The 21,438-nt window shown below is 32.5% G+C and carries 12 protein-coding genes; 6 read left to right on the top strand and 6 right to left on the bottom strand.

Annotation, left to right across the window (positions count from 1 at the left end):
* Positions 1-9: 9 nt before the first annotated feature.
* From CX675_RS08770 to CX675_RS08745, 6 genes are all read left to right on the top strand, one after another.
* A complete protein-coding gene (locus CX675_RS08770; RefSeq protein WP_130734862.1) occupies positions 10-336 on the top strand; it encodes a hypothetical protein in 327 nt (108 codons plus the stop codon).
* Positions 337-340: 4 nt separating this feature from the next.
* The gene (locus CX675_RS08765) at positions 341-1,378 is read left to right on the top strand and encodes a patatin-like phospholipase family protein (protein ID WP_130734861.1); all 1,038 of its coding nucleotides are present in this window, start codon (positions 341-343) and stop codon (positions 1,376-1,378) included.
* A 115-nt stretch (positions 1,379-1,493) separates the two neighbouring features.
* A complete protein-coding gene (gene rnpA / locus CX675_RS08760; RefSeq protein ID WP_130734860.1) occupies positions 1,494-1,865 on the top strand; it encodes a ribonuclease P protein component in 372 nt (123 codons plus the stop codon).
* A 70-nt stretch (positions 1,866-1,935) separates the two neighbouring features.
* On the top strand, positions 1,936-2,754 hold the full coding sequence (locus tag CX675_RS08755; protein WP_240723613.1) for a DUF4349 domain-containing protein: 819 nt from the start codon (positions 1,936-1,938) through the stop codon (positions 2,752-2,754).
* The gene (locus CX675_RS08750) at positions 2,754-4,388 is read left to right on the top strand and encodes a S41 family peptidase (protein WP_130734859.1); all 1,635 of its coding nucleotides are present in this window, start codon (positions 2,754-2,756) and stop codon (positions 4,386-4,388) included. The genes CX675_RS08755 and CX675_RS08750 overlap by 1 nt, the downstream gene beginning before the upstream one ends.
* A 2-nt stretch (positions 4,389-4,390) precedes the next feature.
* Positions 4,391-5,215, top strand: coding sequence for an OmpA family protein (locus CX675_RS08745; protein WP_130734858.1), 825 nt, complete (start codon positions 4,391-4,393; stop codon positions 5,213-5,215).
* Here the strand turns inward: CX675_RS08745 and CX675_RS08740 are convergent.
* The 6 genes from CX675_RS08740 to CX675_RS08715 form a co-directional block, all read right to left on the bottom strand.
* Positions 5,212-5,664 carry a GNAT family N-acetyltransferase gene (locus tag CX675_RS08740; protein ID WP_130734857.1) on the bottom strand — a complete coding sequence of 151 codons (453 nt, stop codon included), beginning with the start codon at positions 5,662-5,664 and terminating at the stop codon, positions 5,212-5,214. The genes CX675_RS08745 and CX675_RS08740 overlap by 4 nt on opposite strands.
* A gap of 70 nt (positions 5,665-5,734) precedes the next feature.
* Positions 5,735-6,715 carry a DUF4837 family protein gene (locus tag CX675_RS08735; RefSeq protein ID WP_130734856.1) on the bottom strand — a complete coding sequence of 327 codons (981 nt, stop codon included), beginning with the start codon at positions 6,713-6,715 and terminating at the stop codon, positions 5,735-5,737.
* A 12-nt stretch (positions 6,716-6,727) separates the two neighbouring features.
* A complete protein-coding gene (locus CX675_RS08730) occupies positions 6,728-8,227 on the bottom strand; it encodes a lytic transglycosylase domain-containing protein (RefSeq protein WP_130734855.1) in 1,500 nt (499 codons plus the stop codon).
* 57 nt (positions 8,228-8,284) lie between these two features.
* Positions 8,285-9,475 carry a phosphoglycerate kinase gene (gene pgk, locus CX675_RS08725; RefSeq protein ID WP_130734854.1) on the bottom strand — a complete coding sequence of 397 codons (1,191 nt, stop codon included), beginning with the start codon at positions 9,473-9,475 and terminating at the stop codon, positions 8,285-8,287.
* An 82-nt stretch (positions 9,476-9,557) separates the two neighbouring features.
* Complete coding sequence (locus CX675_RS08720) at positions 9,558-10,511, bottom strand: type IX secretion system membrane protein PorP/SprF (RefSeq protein WP_130734853.1); 954 nt, start codon at positions 10,509-10,511, stop codon at positions 9,558-9,560.
* Between the two features lie 56 nt (positions 10,512-10,567).
* Positions 10,568-21,127 carry a T9SS type B sorting domain-containing protein gene (locus tag CX675_RS08715; RefSeq protein WP_130734852.1) on the bottom strand — a complete coding sequence of 3,520 codons (10,560 nt, stop codon included), beginning with the start codon at positions 21,125-21,127 and terminating at the stop codon, positions 10,568-10,570.
* Positions 21,128-21,438: the final 311 nt, after the last annotated feature.

The raw sequence follows: 21,438 nt of genomic DNA, 5'->3' as shown, positions 1-21,438 counted from the left end.
GAAATAATCATGGATATCGAAAAATTAATCAAGGATTTAAAAGAATCGCTTTTAACCTTACTGGGAAATAAATACAAAGAATTTAAACCAGAAATTCAAAAAGACATTACTTCATTCTTAAAAGAATCAGAAGAAAAATTAAAACGTTGGGCACTTTTATTGGCAGATGGTTCTATAACAAAAGAGGAATTAGAATGGCTTTTAAAAAGTCAGAAGGATTTAGTGGCATTAAAGGCAATACAAACCGTAGGAATCTCTAAAATTAAGTTAAACAACATTAAAAACAGTATTATAAAAACAATATTTGAAATTGTAGTCGCAACCGTTATAAAATAAAAAAATGGCAAAAAAAATCAGAGTATTAAGTTTAGATGGTGGAGGAATTAGAGGGATAATTACAGCTGTGGTTTTAAAATATATACAAGAACAATTGCAACGTATTGATAATCCTAATGCAAAAATTGGTGATTATTTTGATTTAGTTGCTGGAAGCAGCACGGGTGGATTATTAACAGCCATCCTTCTGTTTCCAGACAATACTAAAAGTGCAAAATTTTCAGTAGAAGCAGCGCTTGATTTGTATGCCAAAAAAGGAGATTCCATTTTTAATGTATCATTTTGGGAAGAAATCATCAATCCCTTTGGTTTATTTAATGAAAAAATTTCGCAAAGAAATTTAGAACGACAATTAAAAGAAGTATTTGGAGATTTAAAATTAAACGAATTGATTAAACCTTGTTTGATTACAACATATGACATCAACCAAAGAAAATCAAAGTTTTTTTGCAGTCATGAAGCCTATACGCCTTTAGAAAATTTTTATGTAAGAGACGTTTGTAGAGCCACCAGTGCAGCACCAACTTATTTTGAACCTGCAAAAATAAAATCGCTTTATGATCAAGAATTTACCTTAATTGATGGCGGTGTGTATGCCAATAATCCTGCGATGTGTGCCTATGCGGAAGCCAGAAAAATCCCTTTTTCTAAAGTGTTACACGATTCACAAAAGATTGATTATCCAGACATTAATGATATGATTATCGTTTCTATCGGAACAGGAGAAGTATTAAAACCCTATACTTTTGAAAAATTTGAAAATGCTGGTAAAATAAAGTGGATTTCTCCATTGATTGATATTTTATTATCTGCCAATGCGGAAACGGTAAATTATCATTTGTCTAAAATGTATGAATCACTTGGACCAAGAAACAAAAGGAATTACTATCGTTTGATGCCTCAATTACGAAATGCGTCTCCTGAAATGGATGATACCTCTAAAAAGAATATATACGAACTCATACAAGCGGGTCTCTATTTTATAGACCAAAACCGTAAAATATTAAATGAAATAGCAAGAAAATTAGTGAAATATAAATAGTAAGAAAAAAGACATCTAAAAATTTTTCACTGAATTTCGCAAAGACAAAAACAAAAGCGCATAATGTATGCGCTTTTGTTTTTCTTACCTATCTTTACAACCATTAATAAAAAAAATGGATTTCAGTTACCCAAAAAACGAAAAGCTTAAAAGCAAAACCACTATTGATTTACTCTTTTCCGAAGGAAAATCGGTATCGAAATATCCATTACGCTTGGTTTTTGTAGAAAATCCATACGATACTGAAATTTTGAAATTTGGGGTTTCGGTATCCAAAAAATATTTTAAAAAAGCAGTAGATCGCAATTATTACAAACGTGTCTTAAGAGAATGTTATCGTTTGAACAAACATCTTTTATTGAAAAACGTAGAAAAAAACTACGCCATTATGTTTTTTTATCAAACTAAAGACCGTTTACCCTATTCGGAAATTCATCAAAAAACGGTAGTATTATTTGAAAAATTTATTGCTGAAATAAAAAAATAAGTTTTTGGCTAAGTTTTTGTAGCATTTTTAATCTTATCTTTAAGTGTTATATAAACTAATTCTTTAGCTTATGAAAATCTTTTGTTTGCGTTTTTTTATGTGTTTGCTTTTTATTTCTTGTAAAGAAAATTTCGCAGAAGTGGATGTCGCTGAAAACAACTCCAGCTTTTCTAACATTTCCAATTTATCTGAACCAGTAACGGAAAAAAGTACTGACAAATTAATCACACAGGATTTAAAAATCATCAAAACCGCCCGTTTACGTTATCAAACCCAAGATTTAAAAGCGAGCTTTGAAGCTATTCATAAATCCGCTAAAATTTATAAAGCCTATATACAAAACGACAATTCTGGAACCGACTATGGTTCCATATATCGCAATGTAACGATTCGCATTCCAAATACGCATTTTGATGCTTTTATTAACGAAATTAGTAAAGGAATAACTCATTTTGATGTCAAAGAAATTTCTGCTCAAGATGTAACGGAAGAATTTGTAGATGTTACTGCTCGTTTAAAAGCGAAACGCACCTTAGAAAATCGTTATTTAGAAATATTGTATAAGGCAAATAAAGTTAGTGAAATATTAGAAATTGAAAAAGAGCTTTCTACTATACGAGAAGAGATAGAAGTAGCTGAAGGAAGACTAAAATATTTAGAAAATAGAGTGGCCATGAGTACCATTTCAATCGAAATGTATACCGAAAAACCAGAAGGAACAGGCAATCGGATTTCCTATGGAAACAAAATGTGGAATGCAATTACATCTGGTTTTAATGGTTTATCAAGTTTCTTTCTGGGATTACTTCATATTTGGCCATTTATCCTTATTTTCGTAGTACTTTTCATTTTTGTGAGAAGAAAGATTAGAAATAAAAAAAAATTATAATGAAACGATTTTTTACAAAAAAATATATTGTTACTTTTTTAAGTGTCGGTTTTTTGTTTGTTGCAGTGAGTTTTAAAAATGACTTTTTTGAAATTGCAAAACAAATAGAAATCTTCACTGAGGCATTTAAAACGGTTAATCAAAACTATGTTGATGAAACCAATCCAGGAGAATTAATGGACATTGCCATAAAAAACATGTTGGCAGATTTAGATCCCTACACTGTTTTTTTTAATGAACAAGATGTATTGAAATTCAAAATTAATAATACTGGAGAATACACTGGTATTGGTGCTGTTGTACAACGAAAAGAAGGCCGCGTATTCTTAAAAGAAATTTACAAAGGTTTCCCAGCGGATAAAGCGGGTTTAAAAGCGGGTGATGAAATTACTCAAATCGGTGATATCAACTTAAAAGAATACAAAGAAGATGCTTCTCAATTACTGAGAGGAACTAAAAACACGAAAGTAGCTATTACCTTTGAAAGACAAGGCAAAAAACAAAATACAACAATTGTTTTAGACGAAGTTGAGGTTAAAGCAGTTCCCTTTTATTCCCTATTAGACGACAAAACTGGTTATATTGTATTATCAAAATTTACAGAGAAAGCAAGTAGTGAAACTAAGGCTGCTTTATTAGAATTAAAGACCAAAGGTGCTACCAAAATCATACTAGATTTAAGAGGTAACCCAGGTGGATTACTTCATGAAGCTGTAAATATCTGTAATTTATTTGTTCCAAAAGGAGAAGTAATAGTGACCACAAAATCAAAAAATGAAAAACACAATAACACCTATAAAACCAGCAATAATCCAGTAGATTTAGAAATCCCATTAGCTATTTTAATTGATGCTAGTAGTGCCTCAGCTTCTGAAATTGTTTCCGGTGCACTACAAGATTTAGATCGCGCTGTAATAATAGGAAATAGAAGTTTTGGGAAAGGATTAGTACAACGCCCATTGAATTTATCTTATGGAACACAAGTAAAGGTAACTATTTCAAGGTACTATACTCCTTCTGGAAGATGTATTCAAGCTTTAGATTATGCTCATAAAGACGCGAATGGAAAAGCAATAAAAATAGATAAAAATAATTTTAACGCCTTTAAAACTAAAGGAGGCAGAACAGTATATGATGGCGGAGGTGTATTACCCGATGTAATAATAGAGGAAACTAAAAAAAGTGCAATAACAGATGCTCTCGAAAAAAATGACGCTGTTTTCGATTATGCCACCACTTTGTATTATAAAACCCCAAATTTAACTGGCATTCCAACTATTTCAGAAACTGATTTTAACACTTTCAAAACATTTATAAAACAAGAAAAATATAGTTTAGACAGTGAAACTGGAAAAGCACTAAAAGCATTATTGGAAAAAGCTAAGAAAGAGAAAATTGATGCATCCATTACTTCTGAATACAAAGCATTACAAATGGCTCTAGAAAAAAGCCAAGATGTTGAGGTGACCAAAAACAAAGAAGAGTTTAAAAAATTATTACAGGAAGAATTAATAACACGTTATCAATATAAAGAAGGTCTTTATGAGTTTTATACTCAAAAAGACATAGATATTACAAAAGCAAAAGCGGTACTTAATGATGTTTCCCAATACAGTTCCATTCTAAAACACTGATGATGAAAAAGTATGTACTTCTTCTTATAATTGTAAGCACTATTGCAATAAACGCACAAGAAGAAGAAGTACATTCTTTATATTTTGATTTTGATACGTTTGATTTAAAAACGAAACAAACGAATTCGCTTCTTCAGTTTGTTAAAAAATTAGACACAAGCTCCATAAAAACAATTGAGATATTTGGTTACTGTGACGATAGAGGAAAAGACCTCTATAATTTTAAATTATCTACCAATAGAGCACATGCTGTAAAAGATAAGCTTATAGAAAACGGAATAAAAAATAAAATCATCATTACTATAGAAGGTAAAGGTCGTGTCTTAATAGATGATGATATCTTAGATAATATTCCTGAAGTACGCTCTAAAAACAGACGTGTTGATGTGGTGGTGAATTATAACCCAGTTACCATTGAAGATTTAAAAATTCCTGGTGTTTATAATGCCATTCCCGAACAACCAATTGCAGGGGATCGAATTTACTTAGAAAAACTACTTTTTGACAGAGGTAGTAGTAAACTATCTCCAGAGGCTAAAAAAGAATTAGATCGTTTAGCGAAGCAATTACATAAGTTCAAAAACATTGATTTTGAAATACAAGGACATGTATGTTGTATTCCATCCTACCAAAAAGAAGCCATAGATAGAGATTCAAAAAAAAGAGAACTATCAATTAATCGTGCTATTGTTGTCTATGAATATCTCTTTAAGAAAAAAATTAAAAAAGAGCGAATGACACCTAAAGGTTTCGGTAATAGTCAACCTTTAGGTAAAGGACAACTATATGATAGAAGAGTTGAGATTGTAATTACCAAAGTGAACTAATTTTTTTTCATTTGAATGTGCGGAATATCATCTTCTAAATACATTTCACTAGTTTGTTCAAATCCTAAAGATTGATAAAACTTCGCTAAATATTGCTGAGCAGATATCGTAATTTTTGTGTCATTAAAGTATGTTTGTACTGCATTAATTGACACTTCCATTAATTGATAACCCCATTTTTTATCTCTATATTTTGGGCTAACCACTACTCTACCTATAGAAGCTTCATCAAAATAATATCCTTTATCAAAAAGACGTGTATAAGCTACAATTTCATCATTGTAAAAGCCTAATACATGGATAGCTTTATCATCTTTCCCATCTATATCCAAATAAACACAGTTTTGTTCCACTACAAAAACTTCTGACCTAAGCTTAAGTAAATTATATAGTTCGTCTAAAGAAAGTTCGTTAAATCGCTTTATTTTAAATGTAATTATTGTTGTCATATGCTATTAAAAAAATCTCATTAAACAAGAGTTTAATGAGATTAAAATATTTTTAGTGTAAAAATACTATTTATTTTAGAAACTTAACCGACTTTATGATGGCTTCTAATTCAAAAACTAAATCCCTTTTAGATTTAGAGGGGTTATATGTAAAACCTTCTAAGACTAAAAAACGATTATTTTTTACGTCTTTTATAGCATAATTAATAAAAGGTCCGGCCATAAAATCATTTTTTAAATACCAACCTCCTTTGGTTTCATAAGTCTTTCTTCCAGCTATTGAAATATTAAAGAAATTAGGTGCATAATCTTCTTCTGTTGCCATCCAAGTATTATCTAATGTTCCATGAATAAATTGTTTCCCGATTGAATCGCGCATCTTAACAATATTTCTAACAACATTAGAATCATTTTCAATCACATTTATTGGCATTTCATAAACTAATATGCTATTGTAACCCGTAGAAAATTCTTTTCTAATCCATAGGAAATTGTTTTCAACCATATCATATTTATAACCATGACCAATAGTCAAAGCAACTCCAAATTTATCTCGAACTTTCTGATCTTTGATAGCAGCCTTTTTTAAACGAACTTGATTTTCAATAATTTCACCTTCTTTGATAGATTGTATAATTTCATTTGCTTTCTTTTCTAAAGTGGCCAAAATTTCATCTTTGTTTTTACCCACAATATAAAATACTTGTTGCGGTTTAGCAAATTCATCCTTTTTGGAACTAAATCCACTTTGATTTGACTTTTCAACAACAATTACATTTCTACTATTTCTCACAAAACCTTCAAAAATTTTGGTAGGATATTGGTTTAAATTAAACATAGGTTCTTCATTAGGTAAACCATCCACAGGCGCAGCAAATTTTTTCCTTAGGCTATCGCCAATTTCACCATTCCATAAATTTTCATCAATAATGATGGAAACATTATTAATTTTGCCATTAGATTCTGTTAAAACTGCTTTTTTATCTGCTTCTGATTCTTTACAAGAAATCAAAAGTAATAAGCTCAAAAATGTAATAACTATTCGTTTCATATAAGTGGTTATTTATCCGTTAATATTGAGTTTCATACCTGGTCTAATATTATTACCACTAATACCGTTCCATTTTTTTATATCATCAGCAGAAATTCCAGGAAATTTCTTTGCTATAGAATATAATGAATCTCCTTTTTTAACTTTATATACTTGATTACTAGTAGCATTACTAGAGTTTGAATAGGATTTAGAAACCACTTTTTCAGATGTAAAAATTTTTAAATTTTTTCCTGCTTGTATGGAATTACCTCTTAAATTATTCCATTTTTTTAATTGGGTAATTGTAACATTATACTTAGAAGCAATTAAACCTAAACTTTCTCCACTACGTATTTTATGATATTTAGTACTACTGACAATTACTTCTTCATTAACATCAGGTAAAATGGTTTTCTCTCTAAAAGAATCTAAATAATCGACATAAGCATACATTTTATCTTCATTAGAAACAAAAAGACCTAATTTATCTTTTGGTAATCTCAAAAAATGTGCTTTATCTTCTTGATAGGGTATAATATCTAATTTATAAATTGGATTCAAGAAAACAATCTGTTCATAAGGAACATCTAATAATTCCGAAATTTGTTCAAAAGTAATACGTCGTTTAACCATTACTGTATCAGTCTCAAAATAAGTAATAGGCGCTTTTTTGGGCTTAAATTTATGATCTTTATGGTATTCATAAATATACATTGTAGCTAAAAAAGCGGGAACATAATTAGCCGTTTCTCTAGGTAAATTTTTTCTAATATTCCAATAATTTTGGCTTCCACCAGATCGTCTAATGGCTTTAGATACATTTCCTGGACCAGCATTATAGGATGCTAAAACCATACTCCAATCTCCAAAAATACGATATAAACTAGATAGATATTGACATGCTGCTTCAGTAGCTTTTAAAGGATCATATCTTTCATCAACAAAGGAATTAACTTCTAAATCAAATTGTTTCCCAGTTGGGTACATAAATTGCCATAATCCTGTGGCACCTACTCTAGATTTAGCTTTAGGATTTAATGCAGATTCAACGATTGCTAGATACTTTATTTCCAAAGGCACATCATACTTTGCTAAATGTTCCTCAAACATTGGAAAATAATACTCAGAAATAGCCATTAAGCGTTCATAAGCTCCTTGACGTTTCTTTAAAAAAGTTTTAATAACATTTTCTAACGCAGGATTATATTCAATGTTAAAAGGTGATTTATCATCCAGTCGTTTTAGCCTTTTTTTCAACACCTCTGTAGATAAATCAAACGCAACTGTAGAATCAATATCTGTTTCTGTAACATCTGCGTACATATCTTCAAAAATTTCTTCATTAGCTAATTCTGCTAACCATCTTTCATCAATACAATTACTTGTATTATGACTTGTAAAAGTTGCTTTAATAGAATCTAAATAAACTGTCTTTAATACAGTAGCATCTACAACTTCTTTTTTTGATTCTTGTGAAAAAGCTAAACTTGACAACAAGAATGTTCCGACTATAAATTTATTTCTACTCATTTTTTTAGTTTTAGTTTATTTGGGGGCTTTATTTACTATAACTAATTATTGTTTCCTTTATTCATTTAAAATTGCAGCAATTCCAGGTAGAACTCTGCCTTCTAACATTTCTAACATAGCGCCTCCGCCAGTAGAAACATAACTCATTTTGGGTTCTAAACCAAACTGTTTGACAGCAGCAACACTATCTCCACCACCTACTAATGAAAATGCTCCATTTTTAGTAGCTGTTGCGATAGATTCACCTAATGCTATCGTTCCTTTAGAAAAAGTATCCATTTCAAATACGCCTAAAGGACCATTCCATAAAATAGTTTTAGAATCATTTAAAATTCTATCAAATATAATTAATGATTTAGGACCGGCATCTAAACCTTGCCAGCCATCAGGTATACTTTTTACATCTACAACTTGTGTATTAGCGTCATTAGAAAAAGAGTCTGCAGCAATAACATCTATAGGTAGATGAATTTGCACACCTTTCTCTTTTGCTAATTTTAAAATGTTAATAGCTAATTCAAGTTTATCATCCTCACATATGGAATTACCAATCGATCCACCTAAAGCTTTTACAAAAGTAAACGTCATTCCACCACCTATAATCATGTGATTCACTTTGTCAAGTATATTTTCAATTACTGTTATTTTTGAAGAAACTTTGCTACCACCTAAAATAGCAGTTACTGGCTTAACTGAATCTGATAACACTTTATTAATACTATCTATTTCTTTAGCTAATAATAATCCGAAGCACTTTTTATGTGGATAGAATTGAGCTATTATTGTAGTTGAGGCATGAGCTCTATGCGCAGTACCAAAAGCATCATTAACATATATGTCTCCAAACTTTGACAATTTTTCAGCAAAAGGAATATCACCTTTTTCTTCTTCACCATAAAAACGTAAGTTTTCTAACAATAAAATAGAACCTTTATCTAAACTAGCTACTGCCTCTTCCACAACGGACCCAATACAATCATTAACAAAAGTCACTTTATGACCAAGAATTTTTTCAACTGATACAACAATATGTCGTAATGAAAATTGATCATCAAAACCTTTTGGTCTACCTAAATGACTCATCAAAACAACACTACCTCCATCAGCAATAATCTTATCTATTGTTGGTTTAGCAGCTTCAATTCTAGTTGTATCAGTTACATTAAAATTTTCATCTAATGGTACGTTAAAATCAACTCGAATGATAGCTTTTTGATTGTTAAAATTAAAGTCTTGTAGTGTTTTCATTTATCAGATATGTATTTAATAGTTAAAGTTTACTATAATTCAAAATGAATCATAGTAAACTTCAAATGTAATTGTTATATTTTTAATATACAATCCTATTTTGTGTACATGGACAATTACTTAAACTTTGTAGGAAATCAAAACCTATAGTTATCATGTGTGTACCTGTATTATAAGATAGTAATTCATTTGTGTTAATCTGATATGAATAACCAAAATAAAAGTTGCTTTTTCTACCACCTACAACTGGTCCAACAGTAACAGGAGTTAAAGATTGTTCATTTAAGAAACGTGCGGTAGCTCCAATCCAGAAATAATCTTCATAAAAATGTTTTTTAAACTTAATATTTAAATCTGTTGTAGAACGACCATCACTTTGATAATATTGAACTAAAGCAGAAGGTTCAATTTCAAAAGTAGATCCAGCTCTTCTTAATTTTGTGCCTAAATAAACTTGGTGATTCAATAATAAATCTGGTTCTAAGAAGTTAACCTCTCTAATATTTTTATCTAAAATATTAGAAGCATTATAACTAAAAAAGAAATCTTTATAACGGTATAAAAAACCAATATCAAAGTTATAATTCTGTGTAGCTCTATCTCCGTTAATTGCAGGATCTAATTGATTACTAAAGTTTTCTATATCAATTCTAAAATGATTCAAATTGAATGAAATACCTAAAGACAAGTATTGTTCAGAATCATAATCTAAAATTAAGTGTTGTGCAAAAGACAACTTTGCTCCATACTGTCTTGTATTACCGTTTTTATCATTGTAGGCAAAAATTCCAACTCCAGAACGATCAGCAATACGAAAATCAGCTGCTAATGATTGGTTAATAGGAGCATCTTTTATTCCAACCCATTGAGTAAGTCCATTTAATCTAATTCTAGCGTTGTCTCCAATTCCAGCAAAAGTAGGTGACAAAGAGAATGGATTATCAGCTAAATACTGCGTTTGTTGAGGTATTGTAAGCTCCTGTGCTTGCAATTGGCTCAAACCAAATAGTATTAAAAATAGGGCTACTTTTTTCATTTTAATTTTTTTATTTGAGACTAAGCCTATTTTATGAATAGGCTTAGTTTTCTTAATTATCTATACAATGTGAAATTTCCTACAAACTCTCTAGCATCTGTTTCCCCATTCAGTTTCAATACATACCAGTAATCACCTGAAGGAAGTTCATTACCCATATACGTTCCATCCCATGATTCTCCAGGATGTAAAGTAATAATTTTTCTACTATATCTATCAAATACATAAGTAACAGCTTTTGGATAATTATCTAAATAATTTGGACTCCAGCCGTCATTTGTTCCGTCACCTCCAGGAGTAAAATAATCAGGAATTTCAACATCAAAGAATTCAATGAAGATTGTTTTAGTGTCTGTACAACCATTAACGTCAGTAACAATTACTGTATAAGTATCTGTATAAGTTACAAAATAAACGGTATTTGGCCCTTCATACAATACCACACCATTACTATTTAGTATCGTATATTCATAAGGTGCAACACCTCCTGTTGTACTTATAGTAAATTGGTTTAACCCACTTTCAGTAAGTGTCAATACAGGTGTTGAAGGCAATGCTATTGCAAAACTTACTTGTTGTACACAACCATTAGCGTGTGTAACACTTACCGTATGTGAACCATTACTTACACTTTGGAATACATTATTACCTACTTGAACCACTGCACCATTATCCAAATCAAACGTTAAGTCAGAAATTGCTAAGTCAGTATCATTATATAAAATAGTAACATTAGCTTGTGGTAAATCGTTAACACAAATTGTTTCTATAGTATAATCAGCTTGAATATCTACACCTTCATCTATAGTAAATTCAACAGTAATAATACATCCATTTGCATCAGTTACCACAAATAAATGATCTCCTGCTACTAAATTCGTAAAACTGAAATCTCCATTTAAAGATGTTTGTGTTGAAGAACCTTCGTAAGCATAATAACCAGTTGTTCCTGGAGTTCCACCCGTTACACTAAACTGAACAGAACCACCATCTCCTAAACATATTTCAGGTACTGGATCAACACTAACAATTTCAAAAGTTGGTGGAACATTAATAGTGAATGTTAATGGCGATTGAGGTGGTGTACAACCATTCTCATCTTGAATATATACTAAATACGTTCCAGCACCTAAATCTGTAAACACTCCTGAATTAACAGTTTCATTAGGTGCAGAAGATATAGAATACTGAATAGTTCCTGTACCACCAGTAGCTACTACAGTAATAGTACCATCTGTTGGGTTATCAGCACAAGTAATATCAGTAGATTGCTGCGTTGTAATATTAATAGCAGTAGGCTCAGTAATTGTGAATGATTGCGATGTACCAGTACAATCACCATCAGTTACTTCAATTACATAAGTACCAACTGGAACATTTTCAAATACACCTGGACTTGTTTGAATTCCTACGTTAGGAAGAATGTTATACACATAATTTCCTAATCCATTAGATGCAGTTGCTGTTACAGTTGTTGTTCCTCCATTACATGAAATATAAGCATTTGCTAAGTCAACAGTAACTGTTACTGGTATTACTGGTTCAACAGTGATAGCGTTAGAAACCACTACAATACAATTATTTGCATCTACTACATAATATTGATATGTGCCAGCAGGAACAGTAAATTGTACAGAAGATCCCGCAAAAGGAGTAAATGGTCCACTTTGTGAATTACTGTAACTATAAGGTGCCGTACCTCCTGTAGCAGTAAGTTCTAAAATTGCGTCTGTTTGACAAGTTGGATTATATATCTGAGCCAATGTTCCTTCTACTTGATCAGCTGGCTCAGTAATTGTTACATCAGTTGTTGTAAAGGTACAGTTAAATGAATCTGTTATAGTTACATTATAAGTACCTGCTCCAATATTGGTGAATATATTACTAGTTTGTGGCGCAGATGTATTTCCTGTAGTAACATTATTTAAAATGTATAAATAGCCACTTCCAAAACCACCTGTAGTTCCTGAAACAGTAATTGTTGCATTAGTATCACCTACACATAATAATGCAGTTGGCGCTACACTAATAGTAGCAGTAATAGGAGTTGGATTAACCAATGTAACATCAGATGAAACAACACATCCGATATTATCTCTAACACTTACTGTGTAAGTTCCAGCACCTAATCCAGTAAAGTATGCATTACTTGACCAAGTAGGTGTTACCCCTGGGCCTTGTATTTGATATTCGTAAGGTGCTCCCCATCCATTAGAACCAACAGCTGAAATTGTACCATCATTGCCTGGATTACAAGTAATAGGGGTACTTGATGTTGATATACTTAATGCAGTCGTTGGTTGCGTAATAGTAAAGCTTGTAGTAGCAGGACAATAAGGACTATTCGTTAATGTTGCTACTAATTGATAAACACCAGCCGCTAAATTGTTTACTGTAAATGGTCCAGCCGTAGGACTATTCCCAGATGTAACAACATTGTTACCTGAATCTAAAATTTGATAACTAAAGGGACCAGCGTCATTTGTTGGTGTTACATTTTGATCAATAAATGTAAAACTTACCGTTCCATCAGTACCTCCAAAACAAGTTACATTATTATCAACAGTTGCTGTAATAATAAATGTATTTGGATTAAATACATAATGTATCGTTTGAACAATACAACCAGTCGTTGCATTTTCAACAAAAATATCATAACTACCAATAGTTAATCCTGTAAAGTTTGGATTATTGGTCTGAGTTACATTGTATGGTGTTGCATTGCTTGGATAACCAGTAACAGTATAAACTAAAGTTGCTGGAGTACCACCGGTTGTAGTGACGTTGATTGTTATATCTTCAGTATTAGTACATGTTATAGCATTTGTAACTGATACTGTTGGATTAGATATTTGAATAAATGGTGCTATTGTAGCTGTTGTAGTACCTAAACACCCATTGTTATCGTATACATTAATAGTATACGATCCACCAGCTACATTAGATTCTAAATACGTATTATTTGTACCTGATTGAAGTACAACATTCGTTGCGCTATTAATAAACACATAATTAATATACGTACCTGAACCTCCTGTTATGCCACTTACCACAATGGAAGCATTATTCACTGTATTTGTGCCTGCATTACAAGCAAATTCAGTTACAGTAGGAGCAGGTACAACTATAGCAGCAGGCTCATTAACATCTATGTTTAAGGTTGTAGTACAGCCTCTACCAGAAGTAATTACAACTGTGTAAGTACCCGCAGGTAAATTATTAAACACATTTGTTGTTTGAGCAGGGAAAGTTACTGGTCCAGCTGTTATTTCATAAGTGTATACTGGATCTGGGTTAGAACCCGTTAAGTTTATGGTTATCATTCCATTTGCAGCACCATTACAAGTTACATCAATAACTGTATTTGTCACAGAAGGATTCGTAGGTTGTTCTAATGTAACATTAGAAGTTATAAAACATCCTGTTGTATTATCAGTAATAGTTACTGTATATGAACCAGCAGGAACATTAGAAAACACATTACCCGATTGCGTTATAGGTGCTCCATTTGGTGAAATAGTATACGTGTAACTGCCAGAACCACCAGCAGCGTTAACTGTAATTATACCATCACTAACACCACAATTTCCTGTGGCAGCAACGGATGGTGTAATAGTTGTATTTAGTGGTGGATAAATAGTAATTGTTTCAGTTTCAGTACAACCATTTGCATCTCTGATTGTTACGGTATGTGTACCTGAATTTAAACCAGAAATGGTGAATGGATTGGAAGCCTGAGTTGCAAAAGCACTTCCATCAACACTATATGTAAATGGAGGAATTCCAACAGCTACATTAGTAGCTACAACAATACTATAATTACCTTCTGTTGGATTACATAAAGTAGTAGGGTCTAAAGTAACTGTTATATCTGGACTAGTATCTGTTGGTACAGATACATTTGTAAATGGTTGGATACATCCATTTGCATCCTGAATATATACGTCATACGATCCACCTGGTAAATTATTAAATACATTAGCCGTTTGACCTGGCCAAACTGTTGGAGCTGGGTCACCAGCAGGAACAATTTGATATGAGTATGGCGGTGTACCATTTGATCCAGTTACCGTAATTTGTCCAGCTTCAGCACATAAATTATCATTATGCGTTACAGCAGCTGTAACTGATAATAATACAGCTGATTCAGAAATTGTAAAGTTAACTGATGTTTGTGTACATCCGTTGTTTGTACCTCCAATTTCAGTAAATAGAATAAAATATTGACCTGGAGGTAATGTTCCAAAATTATTTACTGTTACAGGACCGCTTCCTGGAGTAGGAACATTTCCTAATGATCCAACAGGAGTATTGTTTAATGCTAAGTAAATTTGATAATCTACACTTGTTCCTGAATATCCATCAATTGTAAATGATACGCTTCCATCATCCGCACCTGTACAGGTTACATTGTGAGGAGTAACTGTAGATGTAATATTTGAAAGTGTTGGTATTGGCCCATCAGCTGTTTGGAAATAATAACAATTCGTACTTTCATCATAAACAATGAAACTATATGTTACTCCAGGAATTAAGTTTGTAAAAGTAGAACATAGCCCAGTTGGATCAGATACATCTGCATCTTGATATTCTGGACCAGGGTATGTTGGATATGGAGGAACATTAGGTGCTAAATCTTGATAAATAGCAAAATGATATGGTCCTCCCACTACTGCAGTATTTACACAAACTGTAGCTACACCTCCAGAAGTACAGTCAACTGGAGTAAAAGTAATATTGATATCTAAACTGTTAGGCGGTGACGCAATGCTAATATTGTTTTGAACTAAAACACATCCGTTTGCATCTACAACTTCAACAGTATAAATTCCAAAGTTTAAAATTGCAAAAGAATAATCTTCTCCTGCTGCTGCAGTATAAGTGTCACTAAAAGTTCCTGTAGAATTATCAATATTATAAACATAAGGTAACGTACCACCAGTAACATTAGTAACATCTATTGATCCTGGTTCAGTACCTGATGCACCACATTGAATATCTGTTTCATTAATTGTAAAGTTAATTGGGTCAGGTTCAGTTAGGGTAATTGTTGTCGTTTGAGTACAAGAATTAGCATCCATAACTGTAACCGTATAGGTTCCTGCTGTCAATCCTGTAAAATTATTATTTGTTGTAAAACCACTTCCTATATCATAAGTATAAGGAGGCAATCCGCCCGAAGCAGTTACTGTGAAAGCGCCGTTTGTATCACCATTACACAAGTTGAACGCCGTTTGTGTTGCTACAGGAGCATTTAAAACAGGTAGTGGTGTAACTGTAACTGTACTTGTAGTAACGGAACAACCTATAGCATCTGTAATAATAAACTGATAGTTTCCGGCATTAGCGGTTGTATAAGTAAATGTATTTCCAGTTACAGGGAATGTACCTAAAGAAACCGTATTGAATAATACTTCATAAGTAAAGTTTGAAGTTCCTCCATTAATAGTTACATCAATATCTGCGTCTGGTGAAGCAGAACAATCTAATCCATTAGTTAATACAGCATTAGCTGTTAACTCAGGTGCAATAGTTACAGTTGATAATGTAACTTCACAACCATAATCATCTCTTACAATAATAGTGTAAGAACCTGGAGTGACTGTAAATGTATTATTAGTGCCAAAAGTACTACCATTGATACTATATGTATAAGGAGCAACACCTCCTGAAGCAGTTACAACAATAGTTGCACCATTTGTTCCATCATAACATAAATCTGAAGTTGGATCAATTATTGCCGTTGGAGTAGTTGGAGCAGGTATATTAATAGCCACATCAATTGGATCAGTACATAGTAGTGCGTCTTGAACTACTACAATATAATCACCTGGTGTAAGGTTAGAGAAAACATTGTTTGCACTAAAAGCAACTAAAGTATTTCCTGAGCCATCTTGTAATTCATATTGATAATTTGGTGTTCCACCTGAAGCAGAAGCTGTAATTGTACCTCCATTTAAACATGTTGCTGGACTAGATAAAACGGCATTAGCAACTAATGCATTTGGTTGACCAATAGTTTGAGTAAATGGGAATGTACATGGTGTAGATGATAAATCATACTGAATATCTATTGTATAAGTATCAGCAGCTAACCCTGATATTGTTACAGGTGAAGTAGTAGAATTTGTTGGTCCAGTTACTACACCACTAGAGTTTGTTATTGTGTAATAGAATCCATTAGTCGGATCAAAATTCTGAGCTGCAATAGTAATTTGACCATCATTAGCACCATTACAACTTACATCACTAAAACTAGTAATTTGAGCTGTAAACGCTTGGTTACAATCTATTAATATTGGGAATTCAACTTCAGTAATACAAGCAATAGGCTCTTGACGTACATAAATATCATCTATAGCTGCATCATTACCACCATATAATATACTACCTGAACGAATGTTAAAAGTTAAAGTTGTATTATTACCTGGATTTAATGACAATGTTTGAAATTGCCATCCATCAGTTACATTATCGATGATACCCGTTGCTTGAGAAGCTACAACTGTTCCTGAAGGATCAACTAATTCTAAAATAAAATCAGGGTCGGCACCAGCAACACCAGCATTCAATAGATTAGCAACATAAAGGTCAACTAAAACGGGTTGATTAGGTAAAACACTATTAATTACTTTACTGTATAAAATACCATAGTTACCTGCAGCAGAACCAATATTAATAGCCAAGAATCTTCCATTAGGATCTGGAACTCCAGTTAAAACTTGAGTATGATCTCTATACGGATACCAGTTACAATTATTAGGTATAATTGCTCTAGTAACATCATATTGATTATCTTCTATTGTATATGACCCACAAACAGTTGAATAACCTGGGATAGTATTATTTCCACAAGGTGTAGAAGCAGGGTAAGGTTGATTATTCCAACAATAAGCAGCTGCAATACCTGGTGTTGTAGTATTTGCACCAGATCCAAAATCTTCTCTTAATAAATCACTATATGTAGGAATGTTTAATGTTTGATATTGAACTGTAACAGTATGAGGACCACATGGTACATTTACAAAAACGTTTTCAGGAGTATTTGTATTTGGATTACCATCTAGTAAATAGGTGTACGCAAAATTTCCACCATTATTATTAACAGTCACTGTTGTAGTAGCAGTTCCATCACAATTATAATCGGGATCATCAACCGTAATTGTTGGATCTTGAGGTGCCGGATCTAGCGTTACTTCATAACATGAAGTACAAGTTGTTGAATTGGCATCTCTGATACATACTGTATGAGTTCCTGCAGGTACATAAGATTCATTTGAAGTAATCCAAGTTAAACCACCGTCAAAACTATACTCATAAGAACCACTACCACCTTGAGGATTCGTAATTCTTACCATTCCTTCACCATTAGGTCCACAACCTGCTAATTCAGAAACACCTGCTGAAGCCTCAACGGCATTAGCTGGTTCATCTATAGTAATAGTTTGTGCTACAGGATTAATTGGACAAACTGTACCATTTAAAGAGTATTGAATTAAAGCTTCGTATGTTCCAGCTACTAAATTTGAGAATACTGGGTTTGAATAATAATTCCCTCCATTATTTATACTATATAATATAGTATATCCATTCGTATTTGTAACATTAAATACAATTTCTCCAGTTGCACCGCCATTACATAATACATCTGTATAAGTAACCGTATATTCAGGTGCAGGTATTGCATCAATTGTTACAGTTGTTTGAGCTGTACAGTTATTACTATCAGTAACTGTAAAGTCATATGTTCCAGCTGTAGTAATTACAAAATTTGGTACAGAATATAAATCTGGATCTCCACTGATTTGATAAATATAAGGTGGTGTACCTCCAACTGGATACAATGTAATTTCTCCGTTCTCACATGTAAGAGGAATAGTTACTGCACCAGATACTGTTAATAGAGGTGGATCAGAAATAGTAATATTTTGTGTATAAGTACAACCGTCAGTAGTAGATACATTTAAAGTATAATTTCCAGCATTTAAATTTGAAAATGTATAATCATTTGTATCTATTGGGCCAGCAGAATCAAAAGGATTTCCGCCCAACAATAATTCATAAGTATATTGTGGATCTGCATTATTTACTTGAACACGTATTTCTCCTTTATCACCATTACATAATGCATCCTCTACGATAACATCTACTGTAAAATCTCTAGTATTTACAACTACATTAGGAATAGTGAATAAACAATTTCCTACACCTCCACCTATTTGTTGTACATATACTGTATAAGTACCTGCTGCAACATTATCAAAAACATTATCATTTTGTTGCCAAGGTCCAGTTGCACTAGTAATACTAAATTCATATCCTGTAGGAGGTACTCCATTTACAGTAATAGTTCCAGGAGTTGTACAAATTTCATCTGTTGCAACTACTGTTGGGGTAAATAAGTTTTTATATACATTAAAATAGTATGTTCTAAAACATCCGTTTTGGAAAGTAATCGTTACTCTATATTCTCCAGCATCAACCGCATTAAAATTAGGTCCGTTTGGTCCAGCAGAACCCCAAGTAACACATTCTCTAGTATCAGGACATGTAGTTGGACTTCTTGGATCATCTGGTGGAATAGGATTTCCATCCTCGCAAAGCGTTGTACCAGTTATAACTTCCCAAACTATTGATTGTGCATTTAAAATTCCAGATTCAATTAATTGGCTATCTGAAGCTCCACATAAAAATATTTTTGGTAATTCAGAACCGTCTATTGGACAAATATCTACTTGATCAGCATAAGGAATTACTGGATTAGGTGCCACTCCATTAAAATCAATTACATTAAAAGTCTCCACAATGGATAAACATGGTGCTGGAGCAGTATTAACCACACTATAAGTTCCCGTTGTAGTGGCTACATAGGATTGATTCGTAGCACCTGAAATTACATTTCCAGCAGTAGGAGGTGAACCGCTATGCCATTGATAAGACTCATATCCACTTCCTGCAACAAGAGTTACTGAAGAACCACATAAAATTTCTTCTGATTCAAAGGTACAATCATCAATATCAGCAATAAAGTTTGTAGCACCTGGAGTTGGGAATAAACAAGCGTCTATACCTGAGGCACTTGGTTGTTGATTTTCAACAATATTTCCTGATGTTGAACTATAATATGTTTTATAAGCAATATTCGTAATTTCGTTAGAACAGGCATCTCTTAAATCATAACAATTTTCGGCTACTCTAACCCTAATTCTAATTTGATAATTTGCACCAAATTCAGTAACTAAACTATTTGGAATAGTAAAGGTTAGCGTATTTGAAGGTGGGGGAGCAAATGTGTAAGTTACTCCAGCTGGTACAATGATATCTGCTGGTAAGAAAGTAACATTGATAGGTAATTGATCTACTATAGTAAAATTAGTAGCATCGTCGTTACCAATATTTTGGAAATCTAAATCATAATAAATTTCTTGGCCTAAAGCGACTGTGGTGTTCCCAATATCATTTCCTGCTAAATCCCGAACGACTTTAACTAAATTAATTTGCGGTTGAATTACTTCAATAGCAAATGCATTCATATAATAAACGTAGGAATCATTGTTTGTTTCCAACCTAATAGTAGCATTTGTAGCACTATTCGCAATAACAGAATTTCCAGGGTTAGCTACATTAATAATACCAGCATCAAAACCTAATAAATTAGAACTGTTAATGTTTCTAGCGGTATAAGCGCCATTGATATCATTAATTGTAGAGTTGAAGAAGTTGTTTGCTGGTCTAGTACCAACGGTCATACTAGTACCATTAATTCTTAGACGATCATCAGTATAAGCTCTATCCCCTTCAAGTGCAGCAAAACCTAATTGCGCTCTAACAGGACCAATAGGAATAGAATTAAATCCAGAAATAGGAATATCTAATGGTGGGTCTCCACTTCTGATATTACTAAAACCACTGAAAATGTCTATATTTTTTGCCGTGGTTAAAGGATCTTCATAAACAATAATTAAATTCCATCCTCCAGAAGTGTTATCGCCTAAACCTGCTTGGATATTTCCAACACCATAAGTTCCATTTGCATCTGGTAAAGATTGGACCAAATCGGTTACATCATAATAAGCAGCATATCCATAATTATTACTAGATACTGCTTGATTTACGGTATAGGTATCAAAAATAATATTTTGACTACCTGTAATATCTATATAATTACCACCAGGCATTTTAAATTTGATGTCGCCTAATTTTGATCTGTCTACTTCGTTTCCAATGTTATTAGGATTGTAAACACCTGACCAATATAAACCAGCATATCTAATTTGGTAACAACCTGCATTAGCAACAGGAATAGTTAAATCTGCTGTTGTAGAATTGAAAGTTGAGGCATCTCCATCAATATCTATATACTGCATGTTTGTACCATTATTATTCCCTGTTCCATTATATGCATTGTTTGGACTTTGGGAATTAGATTGCCTATTTAGGATATTATTTCCTATTTGAAGCATATTTCCTTTTAGTCCTTGAAAGGAGGGTTGTACTCCGCTCGGTCCGGCTGGAGGGAGAGCAAATGGCACGAAATTCTGGCCAAAAATAGCGGAACTCACCAAAAACAAGGTGAGAAAGACTATTTTCCTTAGTAGGGTAATTTTATGTTTCATAGTTTTTAGATTTTAAGACCACTAAAAGTAATAAAAAATTTTAATATAAAATTAACATTTAACTTATTGTACCTGAACAATCTTCATTTTTTTGTTGTACGACTTTGTTCCTCGTTTCTTCAATTCGTTTGTTGCAGGCGTTAATTCATCGAATTTTCCTAAGAATACATAATACGTTCCGTCATAAATATTGTAGAACTGGTTTACACTTGTTCCACCTTCAGACACTACTTGTTTAATAAATGCATCTCTTTGTTTCGTATCTTTAAATTTACCAAGTACCATATAATATCCACTTGCTACATTGTTCA

Source organism: Flavobacterium sp. J27, assembly GCF_004303025.1.
In the GTDB taxonomy this organism is placed as follows: Bacteria; Bacteroidota; Bacteroidia; order Flavobacteriales; family Flavobacteriaceae; genus Flavobacterium.
Note: the sequence above shows the minus strand (reverse complement) of the source record. Positions and strands in the feature narration are given on the sequence as shown.

Coding starts and splice junctions, on each gene's coding strand:
- CX675_RS08730 (WP_130734855.1), bottom strand. CDS start 8,227: ATGAGTAGAAATAAATTTATAGTCGGAACATTCTTGTTGTCAAGTTTA.
- CX675_RS08755 (WP_240723613.1), top strand. CDS start 1,936: ATGAAAATCTTTTGTTTGCGTTTTTTTATGTGTTTGCTTTTTATTTCT.
- CX675_RS08770 (WP_130734862.1), top strand. CDS start 10: ATGGATATCGAAAAATTAATCAAGGATTTAAAAGAATCGCTTTTAACC.
- CX675_RS08745 (WP_130734858.1), top strand. CDS start 4,391: ATGAAAAAGTATGTACTTCTTCTTATAATTGTAAGCACTATTGCAATA.
- CX675_RS08750 (WP_130734859.1), top strand. CDS start 2,754: ATGAAACGATTTTTTACAAAAAAATATATTGTTACTTTTTTAAGTGTC.
- rnpA (WP_130734860.1), top strand. CDS start 1,494: ATGGATTTCAGTTACCCAAAAAACGAAAAGCTTAAAAGCAAAACCACT.
- CX675_RS08720 (WP_130734853.1), bottom strand. CDS start 10,511: ATGAAAAAAGTAGCCCTATTTTTAATACTATTTGGTTTGAGCCAATTG.
- CX675_RS08765 (WP_130734861.1), top strand. CDS start 341: ATGGCAAAAAAAATCAGAGTATTAAGTTTAGATGGTGGAGGAATTAGA.
- CX675_RS08740 (WP_130734857.1), bottom strand. CDS start 5,664: ATGACAACAATAATTACATTTAAAATAAAGCGATTTAACGAACTTTCT.
- pgk (WP_130734854.1), bottom strand. CDS start 9,475: ATGAAAACACTACAAGACTTTAATTTTAACAATCAAAAAGCTATCATT.
- CX675_RS08735 (WP_130734856.1), bottom strand. CDS start 6,715: ATGAAACGAATAGTTATTACATTTTTGAGCTTATTACTTTTGATTTCT.
- CX675_RS08715 (WP_130734852.1), bottom strand. CDS start 21,127: ATGAAACATAAAATTACCCTACTAAGGAAAATAGTCTTTCTCACCTTG.